Here is a 21,398-nt window from a genome sequence, read left to right on the forward strand (position 1 = left end):
GAACTGTTTAACGCATTTGCGAAATGCGCAAGAGGCTTTGCCGTGGTCGGAGCACAATTGTTGCCAAATTCACGCGGACGCACCTTGCGCACGACTAATTTATTGCGCCAAGAACCACCTGCCCATAGGGTTTTCGCCCGCACTTGCGAGAGGGATTAGATTTGGCTGACGCGAACCAGAAGTTCGTGACCGTTCCGCACGCCGGTCCTGCCAAGACCGCCGCGTCTGAACGCGTGCGCGATTTCGACGAGATCTACGCCTCGTTCCGGGTCGCTGAAGGCACGAGCCAGTCCAGCCGCTGCGCCCAGTGCGGCGTGCCCTTCTGCCAGTCCGGCTGTCCGCTTCAGAATAATATCCCGGACTGGTTGCGCCTCGCCTCCGAGGGCCGCGTGGAAGAAGCCTGGCGTCTGTCCGAAGCCACCAGCGCCATGCCGGAAATCTGCGGCCGCATCTGTCCGCAGGACCGCCTGTGCGAAGGCGCGTGCACCCTCGAGCAGTCCGGCTGGGAGACCGTCACCATCGGCTCGGTCGAGAAATGGCTGGGAGACCAGGCGTTTGACAACGGCTGGGTCTCGCCCATCCGTCCGTTGACGGAACAGGGCCGCTCCATCGGGATCATCGGCGCCGGCCCGGCCGGTATTGCCGCCGCCGACAGGCTGCGCACGGCGGGCTACGCCGTCACCATCTACGACCGCCATGACCGGGCCGGGGGCCTGCTGACCTACGGCATCCCCGGCTTCAAGCTGGAGAAGCACGTGGTCGCGCGCCGCGTGGACCGCCTGATCGAGGGCGGGGTGGAATTCCGCCTGAACACCGACATCGGCAAGGACATCGCTTTCGACGACCTGCGCGCGTCCCATGACGCGGTGCTGGTGGCAACGGGGGTCTATGAGGCCCGGCGGCTGTCCGCGCCGGGCTGCGGCTCCACCGGCGTGGTCGCGGCGCTGGACTATCTGATCGCTTCGAACCGCAAGGGCTTCGGCGACGCCGTGGCCGCCTACGACGAAGGCCCTCTGAACGCAGAGGGCAAGCGGGTGGTGGTCATCGGCGGCGGCGACACGGCCATGGACTGCGTGCGCACCGCCGTGCGCCAGGGCGCGACCTCGGTCACCTGCGTCTATCGCCGCGACCGGGACAACATGCCCGGCAGCGCCCGCGAGACCACCAACGCCGAGGAGGAAGGCGTCCGCTTCGAATGGCTGGCCGCGCCCAAGGCCGTGCTGGGCGGGTCGGACGGCGTGACCGGCCTGCGGGCGGCGCGCATGGCCCTGTCGGCCCCGACGCTGGACGGCCGCTGGACGGTCGAGGAAGTCCCCGGCGGCGAGTTCGACCTGCCCGCCGACCTGATCATCGAGGCCCTGGGCTTTGAACCCGAGAACCTTCCTGTCATCTTCGAGGCCGACGATCTGGCGGTGACCGACTGGAAGACCCTGCGCGTCGCCGCCCATGGCTTCGCCACCACCCTGCCCGGCGTGTTCGCGGCGGGCGACATCGTGCGCGGCGCCTCTCTCGTGGTCTGGGCGGTGCGTCAGGGACAGGACGCCGCCGCCGAGATCGACCAGTGGCTGCGTAATCAGGACTCCGTTGCGGCATGATGTTCGACCCCAGGCACTATCTGGCCCAGCGCGACGCCCTGGCGGCGGCCCACGCCTATGAGCCCTCGTCCGAGCGCGACGCCTGCGGCGTCGGTCTGGTCGCCGCCCTGGACGGCCAACCCCGCCGCGAGGTGGTCGAACTGGCGCTCAAGGCCCTCAAGGCCATCTTCCACCGGGGCGCCGTGGACGCCGACGGCAAGTCCGGCGACGGCGCCGGCATCCTGATCGGCATGCCGCGCGCCTTCTTTGAAGCCCAGGTGCGCGACACCGGCCACACCCCCCGCCCCGGCCCCATCGCCGTGGGCCAGGTGTTCCTGCCCCGCACTGATCTGGGGGCGCAGGAGCGGGCCCGCACCCTGGTCGAGAGCGAGGTGCTGAAAGCCGGCTTCTATCTGTACGGCTGGCGTCAGGTACCCCACCGCATCGAGGTGCTGGGCGAGCGCGCCGCCGCCACCCGGCCCGAGATCGAACAGATCATGCTGGCGCCGCCCGAGGGGCTGGAGGGCGAGGCGCTGGAGCGGGCCCTGTTCCTGCTGCGCCGCCGCATCGAGAAGCGCGCCCAGGCCAAGGGTCTGGCCGAGTTCTATGTCTGCTCCCTTTCGGCCCGCTCGGTGATCTACAAGGGCATGATGCTGGCCGAGGCGCTGGACGAGTTCTATCCGGACCTGACCGACCCGCGCATGGAAGCGCCGGTGGCCCTGTTCCACCAGCGCTACTCCACCAACACCTTCCCGGAATGGCGGCTGGCCCAGCCGTTCCGCATGCTGGCCCACAACGGTGAGATCAACACCCTGCGCGGCAACGCCAACTGGATGCGCAGCCACGAGATCCGCATGACCGCGGACGCCTTCGGCGCCGACGACGCCACGGTCAAGCCGGTGATCCAGGCCTCGGGGTCCGACTCCGCCGCGCTGGACAATGTGTTCGAGGTGCTGGTCCACGCCGGGCGTCCCGCGCCCATGGTCAAGGCCCTGCTGATTCCAGAAGCCAGACTGCCCGGCCTGATGAAGCCCGAGCACGAGGCGCTCTACGCCTACTGCAACGCGGTGATGGAGCCGTGGGACGGCCCCGCCGCCATCTGCGCCACGGACGGCCGCTGGGTCGTGGCGGGCAAGGACCGCAACGGCCTGCGCCCCCTGCGCGCCGCCATCACCACCGACGGCCTGCTGATCTGCGGCTCCGAGGCGGGCATGACCGGCGTGGCCGAGGAGCGCATCGCCGAGCGCCGCCACATCGGCCCCGGCCGCATGATCTGCGTCGATCTGGAGGCGGGCCGCTTCTACGACGAGGCCGAGACCATCGACCGGCTGGCGGAGGATCACCCCTACGCCGAGTGGCTGGACAACATGGTTGAGCTGGAGCCCATGATCGGCCCCGGCGACGAGCCGCGCAGGCTGGACGGCGAGGCCCTGCTCCGCGCCCAGGCCGCCGTGGGCTGGACCGACGAGGACATCGAGAGCCTGCTGGACCCCATGGCCGCCGACGGCAAGGAAGCGGTCGGCTCCATGGGCGACGACACCCCGCCCGCAGTCCTGTCCCATCAGGACCGGCCCTTCAGCCACTATTTCCGCCAGCAGTTCGCCCAGGTCACCAACCCGCCCATCGACTCCCTGCGCGAGGCGGGGGCCATGAGCCTGAAGACCCGGTTCAAGAACCTCGGCAACATCCTGGCCCAGGACGAGACCCAGACGCGGGTGTTCGTGCTTGAGTCTCCGGTCCTGACCACCGGCATGTACGAGCGCATGCTGCTCGCCGTGGGCGCGGGCGCCACCATCCACATCGACTGCACCTTCGCCGCGCCCGCCGAGAACGCAAAGCCGGGCGAGGCCCTGCGTCAGGCGCTGGACCGCATCCGGGACGAAGCGGTCAAGGCGGCCGCCGACGGCGCCGCCCTGATCGTGCTGACCGACGAACACATGGGACCCGGGCGCCCGCTGGCGCCCATGATCCTCGCGGCGGCGGCGGTGCACGCCCGGCTGGTGGACGAGGGCCTGCGCTCCTTCGTGTCCATCGTGGTGCGCACGTCGGAAGCCATCGACGCCCACGCCTTCGCGGTGCTGGTCGGGGTGGGGGCCACGGCGGTCAACGCCTGGCTGGCGCAGGAGACCTTCCAGGACCGCATGGACGCGGGCCGCTACCCCGGCCTGACGCTGCGCGACGCCTGCCTGAACTACAAGAAGGCGGTCGAGGCGGGTCTCATGAAGATCCTGGCCAAGAAGGGCATCTCGGTCATCTCCGCCTATCGCGGCGGCTATGAGTTCGAGGCGCTGGGCCTGTCGCGGGCGCTGGTCAACGAGTTCTTCCCCGGCATGGTCTCGCGCATTTCCGGCGTGGGTCTGGCCGGCATCGAGGCCCAGATGGTTCGCAAGGCCAGGCGCGGCTTCGAGGCCGCCCGCCCGGCACGCCGCATCGGCGGATCGCACCGCATCCGCGCCGGCGAGGAGACCCACGGCTGGGACGCCGAGATGATCCACCGCCTGCAGGACGCCACCACCCGCGGCGACTACAAGCGGTTCAAGGCCTACTCGCGCCGCGCCCGCGAACTGCCGTCCATAGCCCTGCGCGACCTGCTGGACTTCCGCGAGGCCGACCGGCCCGCGCCGCTGGACGAGGTCGAAAGCGTCAACGAAATCCGCAAGCGTTTCGTCACCCCCGGCATGTCGCTGGGCGCCCTGTCGCCCGAGGCCCACGAGACCCTCAACATCGCCATGAACCGCATCGGCTCGCGCTCGGTGTCGGGCGAGGGCGGCGAGGATCCGGAGCGCTACAAGCCCCGCAACAACGGCGACAACCCGAACTCGGCCATCAAGCAGGTGGCCTCGGGCCGCTTCGGCGTCACCGCCGAATATCTGAACCAGTGCCGCGAGATCGAGATCAAGGTGGCCCAGGGCGCCAAGCCCGGCGAGGGCGGCCAGCTGCCCGGCTTCAAGGTCACCGAATTCATCGCCCGCATGCGCCACTCGACGCCGGGCGTGGGCCTGATCAGCCCGCCGCCGCACCACGACATCTATTCCATCGAGGATCTGGCCCAGCTCATCTACGACCTGAAGCAGATCAACCCGGACGCCCGGGTGACGGTGAAGCTGGTCTCCTCCGCCGGCATCGGCGCGGTTGCGGCGGGTGTGGCCAAGGCGAAGGCCGACATCATCCTGATCTCGGGCCACAACGGCGGCACCGGCGCCTCCGCCATGGGCTCCATCAAGCACGCGGGCATGCCGTGGGAGATGGGTCTGGCCGAGGCCCATCAGGTGCTGGGCCTGAACGGTCTGCGCGACCACGTGCGCCTGCGCACCGACGGCGGCATCCGCACCGGTCGCGACGTGGTCATCGCCGCCCTGCTGGGGGCCGAGGAGTTCGGCATCGGCACCGCCAGCCTGATCGCCGTGGGTTGTCTGATGGTGCGCCAGTGCCACTCCAACACCTGCCCCGTCGGCGTCTGTGTTCAGGACGAGCGCCTGCGCGCCATGTTCACCGGCACGGCCGACAAGGTGGTCAATCTGTTCAGCTTCATCGCCGAGGAAACGCGCGAGGTGCTGTCCTCGCTGGGTCTGCGCTCGCTGGACGAGGCGGTGGGCCGCACCGACCTGCTGCGTCAGGTCTCGCGCGGCGGCGCCGAGCTGGATGATCTGGACCTGAACCCCCTGCTGGTGCGCGTGGACAGCGGCCTGCAGGTGCGGCGCGGACCCGAGGCCCGGCGCAACGCCGTGCCCGACACCCTGGACGCCCAGATCGTGCGCGACGCCGCCCCCTTCCTGGAGCGGCGTGAGAAGATGCAGCTGACCTATTCGGTCCGCAATGTGCAGCGCGCCATCGGCACCCGCACCTCCAGCCACATCGTGCGCAAATACGGTTCGGACCTGCCCGACGGGCACCTGACCCTGAAGCTGCGCGGCTCGGCCGGCCAGTCGCTGGCGGCCTGGGGCATGAAGGGCCTCAAGATCGAGCTGGACGGCGAGGCCAACGACTATGTGGGCAAGGGCCTGTCCGGCGCCGAGATCGTGGTGCGCCCGACCCGGTGGATGGAGCGCCAGGCCATCGTCGGCAACACCTGCCTGTACGGCGCCACCTCCGGCGCCCTGTACGCTGCGGGCATGGCGGGCGAACGCTTCGGGGTCCGGAACTCCGGCGCCACGGCGGTGATCGAGGGCTGCGGCGCCCACGGCTGCGAATACATGACCGGCGGCGCGGTGGTGATCCTGGGCCGGGTCGGCTGGAACTTCGCGGCGGGCATGTCCGGCGGGCGGGTCCACGTGCTGGACGAGGACGGCGACCTGGCCGCCCACGTCAACGCGGACTCCGTCGTGCTGGGCCCGGTGGTCGGCGCGTCCGCGGACGCATTGCGGGGACTGGTGGAGCGTCACGCCCTCGAGACCGGCTCGCCCAAGGCCCGCCGCCTGCTGGAGAACTGGTCCACCGCCCTCAAGCAGTTCGTGGAAATCCTGCCGGTCGAGACGACGGCGAAGGCGTCGCTCAAGCGGGCCTGACGCACCGGCTTCCGCTCATCCCGGCTATCGAGGGACTGGGCGGATGGGTGTGCGAGGAACCGCCGCCGCAAGCATGGGTTCTTTCTCCATCAACTCAACGGAGACACCCCATGAAAGTCCGCGACATCATGAGCCGCGACGTGCAGGTCGCCCGTCCCGGCGACTCCATCCAGAACGTGGCCGGCCGCATGGCGGCGGGCGACTTCGGCTTCATGCCCGTGGCCGAGGGCGATCAGCTGGTCGGCACTGTGACCGACCGCGACCTGGTGGTGCGCGCCCTGGCCGGCGGCGCGGGCGGCGAGACCCCGGTCGGCGACGTCATGACCAGCAAGGTGGAATGGCGCCGCGACGACGAGGACCTCAAGGACGTGCTGAAATGCATGTCCGACAAGCAGATCCGCCGCCTGCCCATCCTCGACAATGACGACCGCCTCGTGGGCGTGGTCTCCCTCGGCGACCTCTCCACCCGCGTGAAGGAAAAATACGCGGGCGAGGCCCTGGAAGAGATTTCCCGCTCGAACTGATTCAGACGCGATAGTCTCCGAGCGGCGCATACCCCTCCGGCGTTTCGATCCGCAGTTTGTATCCGCCCGGCTTCAGATACAGAGCAGCGGCCGTCTGGCCGGGCTCAAGGGGATAGTGGTCAGACGGAACCGCCCCCTCCTCCTCGCCATGCCTCACGGCCTGTATCAGCGCGTCCTCGGGCGCGGGCGCCGGCAAGGTCACCTCCAGCCGTCGCCGCGACCGGTCACTGGCCAGCCAGCCGGGCCGTCCGTCCACGGGGGCATAGCGAGGATGCGCCACCGTCAGGTCCATGGCGCCGTCGTGATGATCTGCGGAATGGACGAACGTTCCGTCCGGCCTGCGAAGCACGACCGGCCGCCCGTCCTGAATACGTTCAAGAAGGGCTGTGGTCATGGCCGTGTCGTCGCCGATGTCCGGACCGGGCCAGCTCTGCGACTGATTGATGGTCAGCGGATCAATCCCTGTCTTCTCCTTCAGCCGCCCCGCGAACCAGAGGACGTCCCGCAGCGGCGTCTCGGCCGCGTGGGAATAGCCGCAGTGCACAAACACCCGAGCTTCGGGATCAACGTCGAGCACATTCGCGATGAGATTCAGGGCCTGGGCCTCCTCGCGCTCGGCGATGCGATCGCCTCGGGAAGCGTCCGGGGAGGCGGTCCTCTGCTCCGGCATGATCTCATAGTCCGCCAGGCGGTACCCCAGCTCGACAGCGTCCCGCACGACCTCGGCAAACACCGGGTCCATGCTGTAGAAGCCATGGCTAGTAAGGAAGGATGATCCGACCTGAAAATCCCTGACGACAGGATTGAAGGTTTCCGCCGCGTACCAGCCATAACCGATGCTGCGCAGACGCCGCGCCACCACACCGGCGAAGGCCCGATGGGCGGAAACGTCGTGCGCCTCATTGAGGATCACGATCCGATGGTCGCGAGCCATATCAGCGATGGTGTCCGCGGCATCGAGGACATCGACGCCGTCCAGCATGGAGGGATCGCCACGCCAGGACGCCCTGCCCGCACGACGTTCATCCCCCAGCAGAGACCAGTACTGCATGGCCATGTTGCGTTCGGATTCTTCAGCCACATCAGCCCGTTGTCTCAGATGGCGCAGCAGCGGCGCATACCGCCCCTCCTGAAAGAGCAGGTTCACCGGCTCCCGCTCGTCCAGGGATGCGCCGAGCGCGGGCCTCGCAAGCGCGAAGCTCGCACCTGCCGCCGCCAGCCCGCTCATGACCCCACGTCGATGGATCATCAGTCCCTCCCTGTCCGCTGACAGTCAGCGGACAGGTGAGCGGCTCCGCTGTCAAGCCACCGCTCAGAGCGCCGCGCCTGTCGCCTCCGCAATAGTGCGGCGCGCTTCAGCGATGGCGGCTTCGGTGGTGATCTCGCCGTCCTCGATCTGATCGGCCAGACCCATCAGAGCCGGCCCCGTCACCGCGCCGTTGTTGGGCTCCTCCTCCACCGTGACGCCGTTGCCGGCGACGATGGCGGCGTCCCAGAACCCGCGCACGGCGGCCCAGTACTCTGACGTCGCCGCCCAGTAGGCATCGCCCGCCTGGGGATCGAACCCGTCCCAGCGGCGATAGGTGTTGACCACGTCCTCCTGCACATAGGCTGTCAGCCCCGCGGCGTCGCCCTGGGCCTGACCCAGCTTGACGTTGTCCTGCAGGTGGGCCCAGCCGAAGGGCGTCAGGACGTGGCGGTTGGTGCCCACATAGCGGTCATAGACCGGATCGCGCACCGCATCTCGCCGCGCCAGCGGGCGGGTGGTCTCGTCGGACGTCCACTGGGCCATGCCGTTGTCGTGGGACCAGCGGCCGACGCCGCCGTAGCGGGGCGAGTCGTCGGTCTGCCAGACGGTCTGGGCCCACGCGCCCTGCCGCGCGCCCGTATCCACGGAGGTCAGGACCCAGCGGTCGGGCCCGGCGTAGGTCAGCACCGTCTCGGGCTGATAGACCCAGTCCTGACGCCAGTGCTTGATGACGAAGGTCTGGCCTTCGTGATCCATCACCAGGATGTGCTGCAGGCTGATGCGATCGCCGTGGTCGTACACGACCCGGACGATCTCGTTGCCGCCCGACAGCTTCTCCTCCAGCGGCTCATAGCCGTCCTGGAACGGCACGGTCTCGCGCATGTCGAAGCGGACGCGGAAGTCCCCGGCCTGGGACAGGATGGCCTGACGGTCCTGCTCGAAGCGGGACTGTTCAGCCTGGGCATGCGCCGGCTGGGCCAGAACAGGCTGGTACATGGCGGCCAGGGGCGCCGCGAGGACAGCGATGAAAACGATGGCGGTGGAACGCATGGCGGGGCTCCTTTGTGCGAATGATCGCGTGAGGTCAGTAGCGCAGGGTCAGGGAGACGGAGAAATTGCGGCCCGGCTGGGTGTAGGCGTCCAGCACCGCCGAGGTGGATGAAAGCCCGCCGATGTCGCTCCACCAGCTGTAGGTTTCGTCGAGCACGTTGAAGACGCCCGCGCGCAGGGTCACGTTGTCGTTGACGTTCCAGTAGGCGGTCAGATCCAGCAGGGTGAAATCGTCGCCGGTGAAACAGCTGTCGTAGCAACCCAGCCCATTCGTCTCATGCTCGTCCTTCTGCGCTGACCAGGTGACGATCGCCTGCCCGCCCCAGCGGCCCGCCGGTTCGGCATAGCCGACGCCCGCCACCAGCTTGATCGGATCGACGCTGGGCAGCGCGGCGCGCTCGCCATTCTCCACCTGCTCACCGTCCGCATAGGAGAAGGCGGCGGTGAAGCTGAAGCCGTTATCCCAGGCGATGTCGCCGCGCGCCTCGAAGCCGTGCACCGAGACGCTGCCCAGGTTCACGTACTGGTAAATCAGCGGATCGACCCCGGGCACGCCCGTCCCGCTCACCCCGATCTGGCTGATGAAGTCGTCGTAGTCCGATCGGAACGCGGCCAGTTGCAGCCGCGCGTCGCCGCCTGCCACCTGAACATTTCGGAAACGGATGCCGCCCTCGATGCTGGTGCTGGTCTCGGGCCCCAGGTCCGGGTTCGGAATGGAGGTGTAGCCGAACACCGGATTGGCGAAGTAGTTGTTCACCTGCATGGGCGACGGCGCCTTGAAGCCCTCGGCTGCATTGGCGAACAGGCCGAAGGTCCCGGTCGGCCAGTAGACCACGCCCAGCTTGGGCGAGACATGGCTGTCGCTCTGTCCCTCCACAGTCGCGCCACTGTACAGGGCGTCGTCCACGGGGGTCAGTTCATACCGGTCATAGCGCAGCGCCGGGGTGATGATGAGACGCCCGTCCAGCATCATGATCTCGTCCTGAAGGAACAGGCCGGCCAGGCTGTAGTCGGTGATCGGGACGGGCCGATTGGGGAAGGTTTCGCCGACGCCGGGCACGGTCCCGTCGCGGATGGCCTCCTGGGTGGCCTGCGACCAGTCGCCGCCGAAGGTGACGCGATGTTCGATGGCCCCGCCCCGGCCGAAGGTGCGCTGTCCCTGAGCGTTCAGACCATAGATACGGTTGTCGAAGGTCACGTCACGGGTGCGGTCCGGAAGCGGCTCGCGATCCTCGAAGGTGAACTGCCGGGTCGTCGCGTCCTGCCAGTAAACGGCCCACGAACCGCGCTCCAGACCCAGGAAATCGGTGAAGCGGTGATCGACGCTGATCCGATCGCGGTCCTGCTCATCCTCGCCCAGCACCTGAAGGCTGGCGGCGCTGCGGCTGCTCAGGGAATCGCCCGACATTTCGGAATCGTAGTGGTCGTACGTCAGGCGCAGGCGATGGTTCGGCGCGGCCTGCCAGACCAGCTTGCCCAGCACCGCGTTGGACGACAGATCAATGGGATTTGGCGCCGTGCGGGTGGAGTCCTCACTGAAATTGTCGCCCTGATTCTCGGTCTCCTGAGCGTCGCGGCGGGTGTAGGCCAGCAGACCGGACAGGGCGCCGTTCGACCCGGCGATGGAGACGCCTTCGGTCCAGCTCTCATCCGCCGACGAATAGCCCACCCGGCCGCGCGCCGTGAAGGATTCGCCGCGCAGCATGTCCTCGGGATCCCTGGTGGTGAAGCTGACCGCGCCGGCGATCCCGTCGGATCCGTACAGCGCAGAGGCCGGGCCGCGCAGGATTTCGACCCGCTGCATCAGGTCCAGATCGCTGTAGCCGCCGCGCCCCACGTTCTGCGCCCCGAACGAAAAACCGCCCGGCACGCGGATGCCGTCGGTCACGATCAGAACGCGGTCGCCTCCCATGCCGCGGATGGTGAAGCCCGAGTTGCCGTCACGGCCCGCACCCGACAGGGCGGCGGTGAAGCGCTGCGGGCTGGTGGGGACGCTGACGCCCGGCTCAAACCGCACCAGATCCTTGATGTCGGTGTAGAGATTCTCCTCGATCTCATGGGCGGTGATGACGCTGACGGTGACGGGGATCTCGTCCGTCCGGGCTTCATTGCGGGTGGCGATGACGGTGACAGGCGCCACATCCGTCGGCTCGGTCGCGACGGCGGTCTCCTCCTCGGCCCACGCGGCGCCCGCAGTCAGGCTCAGGACGGCGGAGGTGGAAAGCAGAAGCGTGCGCATGAAAATGGCCCCGGTTGTGTTCGTTGTGCGGCGCAATTACTGCGAACGATTTGCAGACGCAATATCAATAATTATTTCCCGGTCGAAACGGGCCGCTAACCCTGGCTGCGCATGATCGGGGGTCTGTTCAGGAGCATCAGGGGCCAGCCATGGCGCGCGCACAGTTTCAGAAGGGCCAGAAGGTCTGGGTCGAGTGCGTCGGCGCCTGGGCCTTCATCGAGAAAGTCCAGCCGGTCTGGGCCAAGGGTTTCGACGAGCCGGTGCGCGTCACCTATGACGTAGGGCTGGGCCGCGAGTTCACCGCGTCGGAGCTTATGCTCCCCCAGGAGGACGCCGCCGCCGCCGACATGGGCGACTGGCGTCTGCTTCGCGCCCGGAACAAGTGGCAACTGGCGGAGGACTGCCAGCATCACCCCTGGCCCGGCACCTATCCCGTGGTGGTGACCGACCCCGCGGACTGGGGCGGCTGGCGCGTTCCCGGCGCCGAATATGACAGGGACCCGGAGAAGATCGAGGCCCAGGCCCGACTGATCGCGTCGGCGCCCATGCTGATGAAGCTGGCCGAGGATCTGGCGGGCTCCATCGACGAGAACGTGGACGAGGCGCCGCCCGAACTGATCCGGCTCGCGCGCGCCGCGCGCGAGCTGCTGAAAGCCGTCAAGACCATCCCCGGCCCCGCGGAAGAGCTGGAAAAACCCGCCGCCGTCAGCGCCGCCTGATCCGCAAGGAGAGGCCTCGACACGAATCTGCGACGCACCCTAGGCTGTGCGTCTTCACGAATCGTGCGGGAGAGGGCGTTGCGCGCCGACGAACGCCGCGGGAAAGGGCCAGGCCGCAGGTCATCCGACAGGGCGTCATCCGGTCTGGGCATGCCCGTCTGGGTGCGTGTCGCCGTGCTTGTCGCCGCGCTTGGCCTGTCGATCTACTCCCTGCTCTATGCGCGGCAGGCGGGGGATCGCCCCCGCGAGCAGGCCGAATCCATGGCCCAGGCGCTGCAAGTCCGCTCCGAATTGACCGCCGCCCGGCTGGATGCTGACGCCGCCCGCGCCATGATCGGCCTGACAGCAGCCGCCCGCGCCCTGGCCGCCGCTCCCTCCCGGCCCCTGGACGCCGTTGAGCAGGCCCGGGCCGAAACCCCCGATCTGGCCTACGCCGTCATCAGCCAGGACGGCGACATCCTCGCCGCCGTCGGCGCGGCCCCCGCCGCCTTTGCAACCACCGAAGCCACGCGCGGCCAGGGTCTGTCCCGCGCACAGGACGGTGAAGCCCTGCTGATGCAACTGCAGTTGCAGGCGGGCCGCGCTGTGCTCGCCCGCCTGCCCGCGCCGGAACTGGCGGCCCCGGGGCCTTTCGGGCGCCCGCATCCGGACGTCAGCATCATCAATGCTGACGGCATCATCATCGCCTCGGCCGATCCCGTCCTGCGTGACCAGCCGGCCTCGGCGCTGGGCCTGACAACCGAGGCGCTGACGGAAAGGGCCGAGGCCGGGGGAGTCCACGCCCACGACGGAATGCGTCTGACCGCGGTGGACACGCGAACCGCCCCGGCGACTATCGTCGCCACGGCGCCTGCGGGCGGGGGCGGACTACTGGCCCTGTTCGGCGACGCCTGGATCCTGATCGGCCCGCTGGGGCTTGGGCTGGGCCTGGGCGCGCTGGTGCTGTTCCAGGAGCGCCGGGCGCGCCGCGCCGCCAGAATCTGGGCCGACACCGAGCGCCGTTTTCACACGGCCGTCGAGGCGGCCCGCTGCGGCGTATGGGAATGGAATCTGGACCGCGACGAGGTGGTCCTTTCGGACGTCATGGCCGGCATGCTCGGTTTCGGCAGGGGCGGCGTCCTGGCTTCCGACCAGATTTTCGAGCGCATAAACCCCCGGCATCGGGAAGCCGTTGCGCATGCCCTGCGGCAGGCCCAGGCCTACGGCGAGATCGAGATCGCCTTCCGCGTCGAGGCGCCTGATCAGCCCCCCCTCTGGATGGAGCTTCGGGGCCAGGCGCCGCGCAAGCGCGGGTCAGACGGCTATGATCACCTGATGGGGGTGGCCCTGGACACAACCGAGTCCCGCCGCGCCAAGGCCCAGGCCCAGGCCGCGGAGAACCGGCTGCGTGACGCCATCGAGAGCGTGTCCGACGCCTTCGTCCTGTTCGACCGCTATGGCCGCCTGATCCTCTGGAACCAGGCTTTCCAGGACGCTTTCGGGTTCCAGTCCAGCCACCTCAGACGCGGCGCCCTGAAGGAAGAACTGAACCGCATCGCCGCCCTGGCCATCCGCAAGGATCAACCCTCGGCCACCGGTCGCCCCGGCATGCGCGAGATCGAGCTGGCCGACGGCCGCTGGCTGCAGATGTCCGAGCGCTTCACCGGAGACGGCGGCGCCGTGGTGACAGCCGCCGACATCACGGTCATCAAGCGTCAGGAGGCGGAGCGCAAACAGGCCGCCGACGCCCTTCAACTGACCGTGCGGAAGCTGGAGGCCAGCCAGGACGAAATCTCCCAACTGGCGCGCAAATATGAGGTGGCGATGACGCGCGCCGAGGCGGCCAACCAGGCCAAGAGCGAATTCCTGGCCAACATGAGCCACGAACTGCGCACCCCGCTGAACGCCATCAACGGCTTTTCCGAGATCATGGCCGGAGAAATGTTCGGGCCGCTGGGCGACGAACGCTACAAGGGCTACGCGACCGATATCCTGAACTCGGGCCAGCACCTGCTGGCCCTGATCAACGACATTCTCGACATGGCCAAGATCGAGGCGGGCAAGATGACCCTGCATTACGAAGCCGTGGATCTGTCGGAAGTCTGTCAGGACGCCATCCGCCTGATGCGTGGACGGGCCCAGGAATGCGGCCTCAAACTGAGTATGGACGCCGCTGATCTGCCCGAGATCGAGGCGGATTACCGGGCCTTGAAACAGGTTCTGCTCAATCTCATTTCAAACGCCGTCAAGTTCACGCCTGACGGCGGGTCCATCACGCTTGGCCTCGCCTTGGTCGGCGATCATGTGCGTGTGGCGGTCGCCGACACCGGCATCGGCATCCCTCCGGAGGATCTCAACCGCCTCGCCCATCCGTTCGAGCAGGTCGAGAGCCAGCATTCAAAGACCAATCAGGGCACCGGCCTGGGCCTGGCCCTGACCAAGTCGCTGATCGAGATGCATCACGGCGAAATGAGCATTGAAAGCGAGATCGGCAAGGGCACCATCGTCAGCTTCACCCTCCCCCGGCGCAAGCCGGTTGAAGATGCTCAGTCAGAGGCGGCCTGAACCGGGACGTCCCGCCTTTCACGCCTGTCATTGGTGCGATTTCGGTGTCCCGGACCATGCCGCGCCAGGATCGAGGACATGAGCACCCGGTCTTCCGGCTCCAGTTCGGACAACATGCGCACAGCCTCGGATTCAAGACGGGCTCGCCCCCGCAGCTCGGAGGCGCGGGACTGCTCCAGTAGGGCGCTGACTTCCGCCGCATCGAACGCTTCCCCATTGGCCATGCCCATGGCCCGCCGGCGTGTGTCACGCGCTTCCTGAAAATCGGGCCGGGCCGCCAGGGCAGCGCGGCGCAGGGTGTCGCGCACCTGATCGCGCACCGGAGGATCAAGTGTGTCGATCACCTCCATAAGCGGAACCCGGGGCGCCCGGTCGCCGCGCGATCTCTCGATGCGGTCTTCTGCCGCCGTGTGGTTCACATAGGCGGCCACCCCGGCGGCGACGGCGAAGACGTTGATCGCCAGCGAGGCCGCCAACGCAATCATCAGGGTTCGCTTGCTCATCCCAGAACCTCGGTGTCGTCCAGGGCCTCCAGGCCCGCCTGATACAGAACCAGATCAGCCTCGGCGTGGGCCAGCGCCTGATCCGAAAGATTTACACCCACCATGATCCCGGCGGCGCAGGCGGCCGCCCATCCCGCCCCCGACATCCAGGCGAAGCGGCCGAACCCGAAGCGCCTTGCGCGCGGCCTCAACCCGGCGGCAGCCGCCAGGGCTATGACCTGCTCGCGCAGCGCATGGCTGACCATGGGACGGGGTGCGGCGTCCAGGGCAAGGTCCATCTGGCGCGCCTCGAACAGCAGGCGTTCGGCGCCCTGCGGATCGGAGTCCATGAAGGCGCCAGCAGCCCCGCGCTCGGCCTCCGGCCAGCGCCGCAGGTCAGCGCCGTAGGCGTCGGCCAGATCCTGAAATCGTTGCGCGTTCATTTCAGCACACCTTCACTTCGCGCCGTCTCGGCGAGCGTCGCGCGAAGGGTGCGACGACCGCGGGACAGCAGACTTTCCAGCGCCTCCACGCTGATTTCCATCAGGGCGGCGGCCTCGATATTGCCCAGTTCCTGATAGTGACACAGCACGATGGCCTCGCGCTGACGTTCCGGCAGGGCCGCCAGCGCTGCGTCCACCCGCGCGCCCAGCTGCGCCGCCTGCAATCCATGATCCGGCGCCGGTCCGGGATCGGCCCGGTCCGGCATCGCATCCGTCAACACCTCCCGCCGTCGGCGCAACCGGTCGTAGCAGAGGTTCAGCGCGACCCGGTGCAGCCAGGTGTCGAACCGCGCCTTGCCGGGCTTCCAGCGCGGCGCCTGGCGCCACGCCTTCAGCATCGTCTCCTGCGCCACGTCCTCGGCCTCGGAAGGGTCGTTCAACATGCGCTGCGCCAGCGCCAGCATGCGCGGCAGCTTGCGCGCGACCATGGCCTGGATCGCCGCGGGGTCGCCCTGACCCACGCGGCTCACCAGATCTTCGTCGGGATCGACCACCCGTGTCGCCAAGCCGGCTCGCTCCGTTTCCTTGCGGGCGGGCCGACCGGACTGATCCAGCCGTTCCCGACATCACCCTTACTCCGTCGACTGGCGACGGTCAGTCCGGCGGGCCTGATGGTCAGCGCGGCGCGCCTCGCGGTGCGCGCGCATCTCTGCTCCCGTGACATAGCCGTCGCCGTTGGCGTCCATGGCGGCGAATTGCTCCACCGCACGCTGGCGCGCCTGCTCGATGTTGACGCCCTGACCGTCGCGGTCAAGCCGCATGCCGGCGCGCTGGGCGCCACGCTGGCCACGCCAACCACGCCGCTGGCCCGCCTCGCCGCTTTCGGCCCGGCGCTCCGTCATGCGCTCGCGGCGCTGTTCGTGCGCGCCCTCATATTCGCTGCGGGTCACCGTTCCGTCGTTGTTCGCGTCCATGCGCTCGAACATGCGACCGCGCATCTCGCCCATACGGGCCTGACGATGAGCCTGCATTTCCTCGCGCGAGACCACGCCGTCGCCGTTGGCGTCCATGGCGCTCAGCCGCGAAACCGCCCGCTCGACGAACTCGGCCTGGGTGACCCGCGCGTTGGGGTCCATGCGTCCGCCCCGCTGCCCGTCATCGCTTGTCTGGGCCATCGCGGCCCCGCTCAGGGCCAGGGCGGCGACGCCGCCCAGCACAATCATCTTCTTCATGGGTTCGTTCTCCTGATGCGCCCTTCAAAGGCGGCATTGTCCGTCCCTGTCGAAAGCTTCAACGAACGGGCGTCAGGATTCCGTCACGGTTGGATTGAGCGGTCCCAGCATGCCTTCCAGCGCCTCGCGCGCCGCCTTTCGGCGAGCTGCCAGTTCGGTCTTCAAAGCGTCGAAACTTTCAAACCCGGCGACTTCCGCCAGCCGCTCCCGGAACTCGGCGGGCTCGGCCTCGGGGTCAGGATCGCCCTGAAAGGCGCACCGGATCACCTGGCTGACGGACTGCTGCAGGCTCCAGGCCTGGCCGAAAACGGGGTCCAGTCCCGGTGCGCCCAGGGCTTCCACTGTCGAGACGGTCAGCGGTTCGCCCCGCGCCGCTGCCAGAAGCTGGCTATGCTGGGCGGCGAACTCGCAGTCCACCTGTCCGCCGGGCGCCAGCTTCAGTTCCCACAACCCGCCGCCGGGCCGTTCCCGGTCCATGAGGGCGCGCATGTCCCGCACGTCGCGGGTCACCTGGGCCGGATCGCGCGGGCGGCGCAGCGCCGCTTCGATCGCCCCCGCCACCCGTTGGCCGAAAGCCGCCTCGCTGGACCACGCCACTCGCGCCCGGGTCAGGGCCAGAAACTCCCAGGTCTCGGCCTCCCCGGCGTAATAGTCATCCAGCGCCCGGAAGCTGACCGAGACCGGCCCGGCGCGGCCCGAGGGGCGCAGCCGCATGTCCACTTCGTAGAGCGCGCCCTCCGCCGTGTGCGCCGACAGGGCCGCGATCAGTCGCTGGGTGAAACGGCTATAGAAGGTGTCCGCGCTCCAGCCCTTCTTTTCAGACATGCCCGCAGCGTCGTCGGCCTCATAGACCGTCATCATGTCGATGTCGGACCCGGCGGTCATCTCGCGCGATCCGGCCTTGCCGAGGGCCACCACGGCGATGCGGCCCGCGAACGCGCCGCCCTGGCGCGTCACTTCCTTCAGGGCGGCGACTGACAGGGCGCGGATCGAAACGTCCGCCAGATCGGCGTAGGCGTGGCCCGCGCTGTCCGCGTCGGCCCGGCCGGTCAGGGTCTGGATGCCGATGCGGAAGATCTGGTCGCGGTGGATGCGCCGCACCGCGTTCATGGCCTCCTCGAAATCGCTTTCGCCGACGGCCTCGGCCATCAGTTCGTCCAGAACGCCGGTGTCCCGGTCCAGCGGCTCCAGGAAGCGGGCGTCCAGCATGCTGTCCAGGGCCGCGGGATAACGGGCCAGCGTCCGCGCCAGACGCGGCGCGAAGGCCATCACCCGCACGATCAGGGCGAACAGTTCCGGCTGGGCCAGGAACAGGGACTGGATTTGGGCCCCCGCCGACAGCCCTGCGAAGAAGGTCGAGAACCGGGCGAAGGCGGCGTCCGGCGCGCCGGTTTCCGCCAGGGCGGTCAGCAGTCGCGGTGCCAGGCGTGTGAACAGCTCCCGCCCCCGCGCGGTACGGGTGGCGCCCACACGTCCATGGTGCCAGCTACGGATGGTCTCGGCCACGCCCTCGGGGCTGGAGAAGCCCATGCGTTCCAGCGTCTTCAGGGTCTCGGGATCGTTCTCCACCCCGGTGAAGACCAGACTACCCCAGGGGGAGGACAGGTCCTCCTCGTCCGAGAACAGCTCGCCATAGCGACGGTTCACCCCCTGCAGCAGCGTCTCCACGCCCGCGTCAAACGCCGCCAGATCCGCCTCGCCGCACAGGACCGCCACGGCGACGCGACGCTCGGCGGGCTCCGGCAGGGTGTGGGTCTGTTCGTCCGCCAGCATCTGGATGCGGTGCTCCAGCCCACGCAGGCGCACATAGGCGGCGGACAGCTCGGCGCGGGTGGTTTCTTCCACATGCCCCGCCCCGGTCAGGGCGGCCAGGGCCTCAAGGGTGCGGGGTGCGCGCAAGGAGGGATCGCGGCCCCCCAGAATCAATTGCTGGGTCTGGACGAAGAACTCGATCTCGCGGATGCCGCCCCGGCCCAGCTTCAGATTGGCGCCCGCCGCGTGCAGGCCATCGCCGGTCTTGAAGGCGTGGATCTGGCGCTTGATGGAATGGATATCGGCGATGGCGTGATAGTCGAGGCTGCGCCGCCAGATGAAGGGCGCCAGCTCGGCCAGAAACCCTTCGCCCGCCGCCAGATCGCCGCAAACCGGCCGCGCCTTGATGAAGGCCGCGCGCTCCCAGTTCTGGCCGACGGATTCGTAATAGGCCATGGCTGCGGGCGCCGGGACGGCCGGCGGGGTCGACGACGGATCGGGACGCAGCCGCAGATCGACGCGAAACACATAGCCGTCGCCGGTGCGCTCCGACAGCAGGGCGGCCACGCCCTGGGCCAGCCTGTCGACAAAGGGCTGGGCCTCCACCCCGGGCGCCAGCGCGCTCTCAACCCGCTCCGGTTCATGAAAGAACGAGATGTCGATGTCGCTGGAATAGTTCAGCTCGCCCGCGCCGTGCTTGCCCATGGCCAGAGCGAACAGACCGGGGACAGGCCCACGCGGATCGGCGGCGGCGCTGACCAGCTTGCCCCTCTGGCGGGCGTCATGGGCGACGGCGCGCAGGGCGGCCCGGGTGGCGGCGTCGGCGAAGGCGGTCAGGGCGCCCGTGACCTGGTCCAGATCCCATACCCCGCCCAGATCGCACAGGGCGGTCAGCAGATGCAGGTCCGCCTTCAGCGCCCGCAGCGGCGCCCGCAGGTCGTCGGCCCCGCCGGTCAGGGCATGGGTCTGCTCAAGGATGGCGGCGAGGCCGTCGTCTGGCGCCGTCTCGAGGATGGCACGCAGGCGCTCGGGGCCCCGTCGCGCCAGCCCGGCCAGATAGGGCGAGGCGGCGAACACCGGCTCCAGCGCGGGCCAGGCGGCGTCCAGCGTCTTCAGCCAGCCGTCCTCCCGCGCCGCGACCTCAACCGGTTCCCGGGTGCGGGCGGCCAGGCCGACGTCCAGCACCGGCCCGCATGGCTCCAGCTGTGCGGCCAGGCCGCTCATTCGGCCGGCGGCAGGACCAGGGCGACGCGAAGCCCCGGCCCCGTGTCGTCCACCACCCCCGGGCCTTCATCCAGATAGATGCGGCCCTGGTGCGCCTCGGCCACGGCGGCCACCAGCGACAGGCCCAGACCCGAGCCCGGCTCCGTGCGACTGTTCTCCAGCCGCACGAAGCGGTCCAGCACACGCTTGCGATCCTCCTCGGGCACGCCGGGGCCGGTGTCGGTGACCGAGAACTCCACCTGGCCGCTGGAGCGTCTGCGGGCGCGCAGCATCACCGCGCCGCCGGGCGGCGTGTACTTGATGGCGTTGTCGATGAGATTGGCCAGCGCCTGGGCCAGGAACGGCCGGTTGGCGCGGATCATCAGGCCCTTGTGGACTTCGGAGTCGAACTCCAGCCCCTTGTCCTCGGCGGCGGGCTCATACAACTCGGCCATGTCGGCGGCCAGATCGGCGGCGTCGAACACCTCGGTCTGCGGCTCACGCGAAGCCTGCAGCCGGGCGATGGCCAGCACCGTGTTGAAGGTCTTCAGCAATTCGTCGGCCTCGGCCAGGGCCATCTGCAGGGCGTCATTGGCGTCGATGCGCCCGGCCTCCGCGTCGATCAGGGCCACCTCCAGCCTGGCCCGCATGCGGGTCAGGGGGCTGCGCAGATCGTGGGCTATGGCGTCCCCCGCATGCCGGATCGAGGCCATGGACGTCTCCAGCCGATCCAGCATGCCGTTCAGGCCCGCGCCAAGTTCGTCCAGTTCGTCGCCTGAGCCGCGCACCTCCGCCCGCGCCTTCAGGTCGCCGCCCTTCACCGCCGCCACCACCGTGTTGAACCGGCCCATGGAGCGTTCCAGATTGCGGCTGATCAGCAGGCCCCCGCCCAGGCCCAGAACCACGACCAGCAGCATGGCGCCCCACAGAGCCTGGGTCAGCCGGTCCAGATAGGCTTCGGTGTCGCCGATATCCTGGGCCACGAACAGCAGTTCGCCCCCCTGAAGACGCACCATGACGCCCAGCGCCTTGCGGCGAATGATGCGCCCCGCCTCGTCGGTGTCGGTGAAGCGGAACGTCTCCCAACGCTCCGCCGGGTCATCGGATCGGGGCTCCACCGGAGTGATGTTCAGGCTGCGGGTGACCGGCTCGCCCCCGGCGTCCAGCAGGATGTACAGATAGGGGCCGCCCCTCAGGATGCGCTCCACCAGCGCCTGGTTCAGGGGGTTGAGCCCCCGCTCGCGGTAGATGGCGGTCAGTCCCCCCACCTCGCGCCGCACGTCCGCCTCCGCCCGGGCGTTCGCCTCGGAGGCGGAGGCCACATAGACATAGGCCAGCACCGCGCTGGCGGCCGCGGCGAACAACGCCACGAACATCAGCGTCAGCCGGAAGGGCGTGCGCCGGAAGAGCGAGGGGAGTTTCACAGAAATTCTCCCTCCCCGTCCCGGGGAGGGTGGCTGGCGCGCAGCGACAGCCGGGTGGGGCGGGCAAGGCAATGCCGCCGCACCGTCTGAACGACATCATCCAGAGTGTCCCGAACGGACAAATTCGAGAACCGCAAGGTCAGAAATCCCACTCTCGCCAACACCGCGTCCCGCACCCTGTCCTTACGCTGCCGGTCTTCGCCATCGTGCGATGCACCGTCCACTTCGACAATCAACAGCCTGTCCATGCAAACGAAGTCGAGAATGTAGCCTCTCAGCGGCGCCTGTCGGCGGAAGTGCAGGCCTTCGGCCCGCAGTCTGCGCAAAGCAACCCACAAGCGAGCTTCGGCTGGCGTCAATCGTTTCCTGAGAGCCCTTGCTTTGGCGATGACGGCCATGTCGCCGAGTCCTCCCCACCCGGTCGCTACACGACCGCCCTCCCCGAACGGGGAGGGAGA

Annotated in this window: 15 protein-coding genes; 5 read left to right on the top strand and 10 right to left on the bottom strand. The window is 68.8% G+C overall.

All coding sequences use genetic code 11. The features are described 5' to 3' along the window. Nucleotides 1-161: 161 nt before the first annotated feature. The 3 genes from ACK4FB_RS04605 to ACK4FB_RS04615 all read left to right on the top strand — a co-directional run bounded on the left by ACK4FB_RS04605 (nucleotide 162) and on the right by ACK4FB_RS04615 (nucleotide 6,603). Complete coding sequence (locus ACK4FB_RS04605; RefSeq protein ID WP_409748330.1) at nucleotides 162-1,595, top strand: NAD(P)-dependent oxidoreductase; 1,434 nt, start codon at nucleotides 162-164, stop codon at nucleotides 1,593-1,595. Further along, complete coding sequence (gene gltB, locus ACK4FB_RS04610) at nucleotides 1,592-6,079, top strand: glutamate synthase large subunit (RefSeq protein ID WP_409748333.1); 4,488 nt, start codon at nucleotides 1,592-1,594, stop codon at nucleotides 6,077-6,079. The genes ACK4FB_RS04605 and gltB overlap by 4 nt, the downstream gene beginning before the upstream one ends. Before the next feature lie 110 nt (nucleotides 6,080-6,189). Continuing rightward, on the top strand, nucleotides 6,190-6,603 hold the full coding sequence (locus ACK4FB_RS04615; RefSeq protein WP_409748336.1) for a CBS domain-containing protein: 414 nt from the start codon (nucleotides 6,190-6,192) through the stop codon (nucleotides 6,601-6,603). Nucleotide 6,604: 1 nt separating this feature from the next. On the opposite strand, the gene ACK4FB_RS04620 is transcribed toward ACK4FB_RS04615, so the two are convergent. The 3 genes from ACK4FB_RS04620 to ACK4FB_RS04630 form a co-directional block, all read right to left on the bottom strand. Then, complete coding sequence (locus ACK4FB_RS04620) at nucleotides 6,605-7,852, bottom strand: hypothetical protein (RefSeq protein WP_409748339.1); 1,248 nt, start codon at nucleotides 7,850-7,852, stop codon at nucleotides 6,605-6,607. A 63-nt stretch (nucleotides 7,853-7,915) separates the two neighbouring features. Continuing rightward, nucleotides 7,916-8,902: a DUF6607 family protein gene (locus ACK4FB_RS04625; protein WP_409748342.1), complete on the bottom strand. Its 987-nt coding sequence runs from the start codon at nucleotides 8,900-8,902 to the stop codon at nucleotides 7,916-7,918. Nucleotides 8,903-8,936: 34 nt separating this feature from the next. Beyond that, entirely contained in the window at nucleotides 8,937-11,141 is a 2,205-nt protein-coding gene (locus ACK4FB_RS04630) for a TonB-dependent hemoglobin/transferrin/lactoferrin family receptor (RefSeq protein WP_409748345.1), read from the bottom strand. A 149-nt stretch (nucleotides 11,142-11,290) separates the two neighbouring features. On the opposite strand from ACK4FB_RS04630, the gene ACK4FB_RS04635 reads away from it, so the two are divergent. Further along, complete coding sequence (locus ACK4FB_RS04635; RefSeq protein ID WP_409748347.1) at nucleotides 11,291-11,860, top strand: hypothetical protein; 570 nt, start codon at nucleotides 11,291-11,293, stop codon at nucleotides 11,858-11,860. Nucleotides 11,861-12,010: 150 nt separating this feature from the next. Then, entirely contained in the window at nucleotides 12,011-14,404 is a 2,394-nt protein-coding gene (locus tag ACK4FB_RS04640; RefSeq protein WP_409748350.1) for an ATP-binding protein, read from the top strand. Here ACK4FB_RS04640 and ACK4FB_RS04645 read toward each other — a convergent pair. The 7 genes from ACK4FB_RS04645 to ACK4FB_RS04675 form a co-directional block, all read right to left on the bottom strand. After that, nucleotides 14,386-14,907, bottom strand: a complete 522-nt coding sequence (locus tag ACK4FB_RS04645) for a periplasmic heavy metal sensor (RefSeq protein ID WP_409748353.1) — start codon at nucleotides 14,905-14,907, stop codon at nucleotides 14,386-14,388. The two genes, ACK4FB_RS04640 and ACK4FB_RS04645, sit on opposite strands and share 19 nt — an antisense overlap. Next, nucleotides 14,904-15,329 carry a hypothetical protein gene (locus ACK4FB_RS04650; RefSeq protein WP_409748356.1) on the bottom strand — a complete coding sequence of 142 codons (426 nt, stop codon included), beginning with the start codon at nucleotides 15,327-15,329 and terminating at the stop codon, nucleotides 14,904-14,906. The genes ACK4FB_RS04645 and ACK4FB_RS04650 overlap by 4 nt, the downstream gene beginning before the upstream one ends. Beyond that, nucleotides 15,326-15,943, bottom strand: a complete 618-nt coding sequence (locus ACK4FB_RS04655) for an RNA polymerase sigma factor (protein ID WP_409748570.1) — start codon at nucleotides 15,941-15,943, stop codon at nucleotides 15,326-15,328. Before ACK4FB_RS04655 ends, ACK4FB_RS04650 begins: the two co-directional genes overlap by 4 nt. Before the next feature lie 18 nt (nucleotides 15,944-15,961). Continuing rightward, nucleotides 15,962-16,561, bottom strand: a complete 600-nt coding sequence (locus ACK4FB_RS04660; protein ID WP_409748359.1) for an EF-hand domain-containing protein — start codon at nucleotides 16,559-16,561, stop codon at nucleotides 15,962-15,964. Nucleotides 16,562-16,633: 72 nt separating this feature from the next. Continuing rightward, nucleotides 16,634-19,537: a bifunctional [glutamine synthetase] adenylyltransferase/[glutamine synthetase]-adenylyl-L-tyrosine phosphorylase gene (locus tag ACK4FB_RS04665; protein ID WP_409748362.1), complete on the bottom strand. Its 2,904-nt coding sequence runs from the start codon at nucleotides 19,535-19,537 to the stop codon at nucleotides 16,634-16,636. Beyond that, nucleotides 19,534-20,940: a sensor histidine kinase gene (locus ACK4FB_RS04670; RefSeq protein ID WP_409748364.1), complete on the bottom strand. Its 1,407-nt coding sequence runs from the start codon at nucleotides 20,938-20,940 to the stop codon at nucleotides 19,534-19,536. The genes ACK4FB_RS04665 and ACK4FB_RS04670 overlap by 4 nt, the downstream gene beginning before the upstream one ends. Then, nucleotides 20,937-21,338: an endonuclease domain-containing protein gene (locus tag ACK4FB_RS04675; protein ID WP_409748367.1), complete on the bottom strand. Its 402-nt coding sequence runs from the start codon at nucleotides 21,336-21,338 to the stop codon at nucleotides 20,937-20,939. The genes ACK4FB_RS04670 and ACK4FB_RS04675 overlap by 4 nt, the downstream gene beginning before the upstream one ends. Nucleotides 21,339-21,398 lie beyond the last annotated feature (60 nt).

The sequence above is a fragment of the Brevundimonas sp. genome, assembly GCF_046299535.1.
Classification (GTDB): Bacteria; Pseudomonadota; Alphaproteobacteria; order Caulobacterales; family Caulobacteraceae; genus Brevundimonas.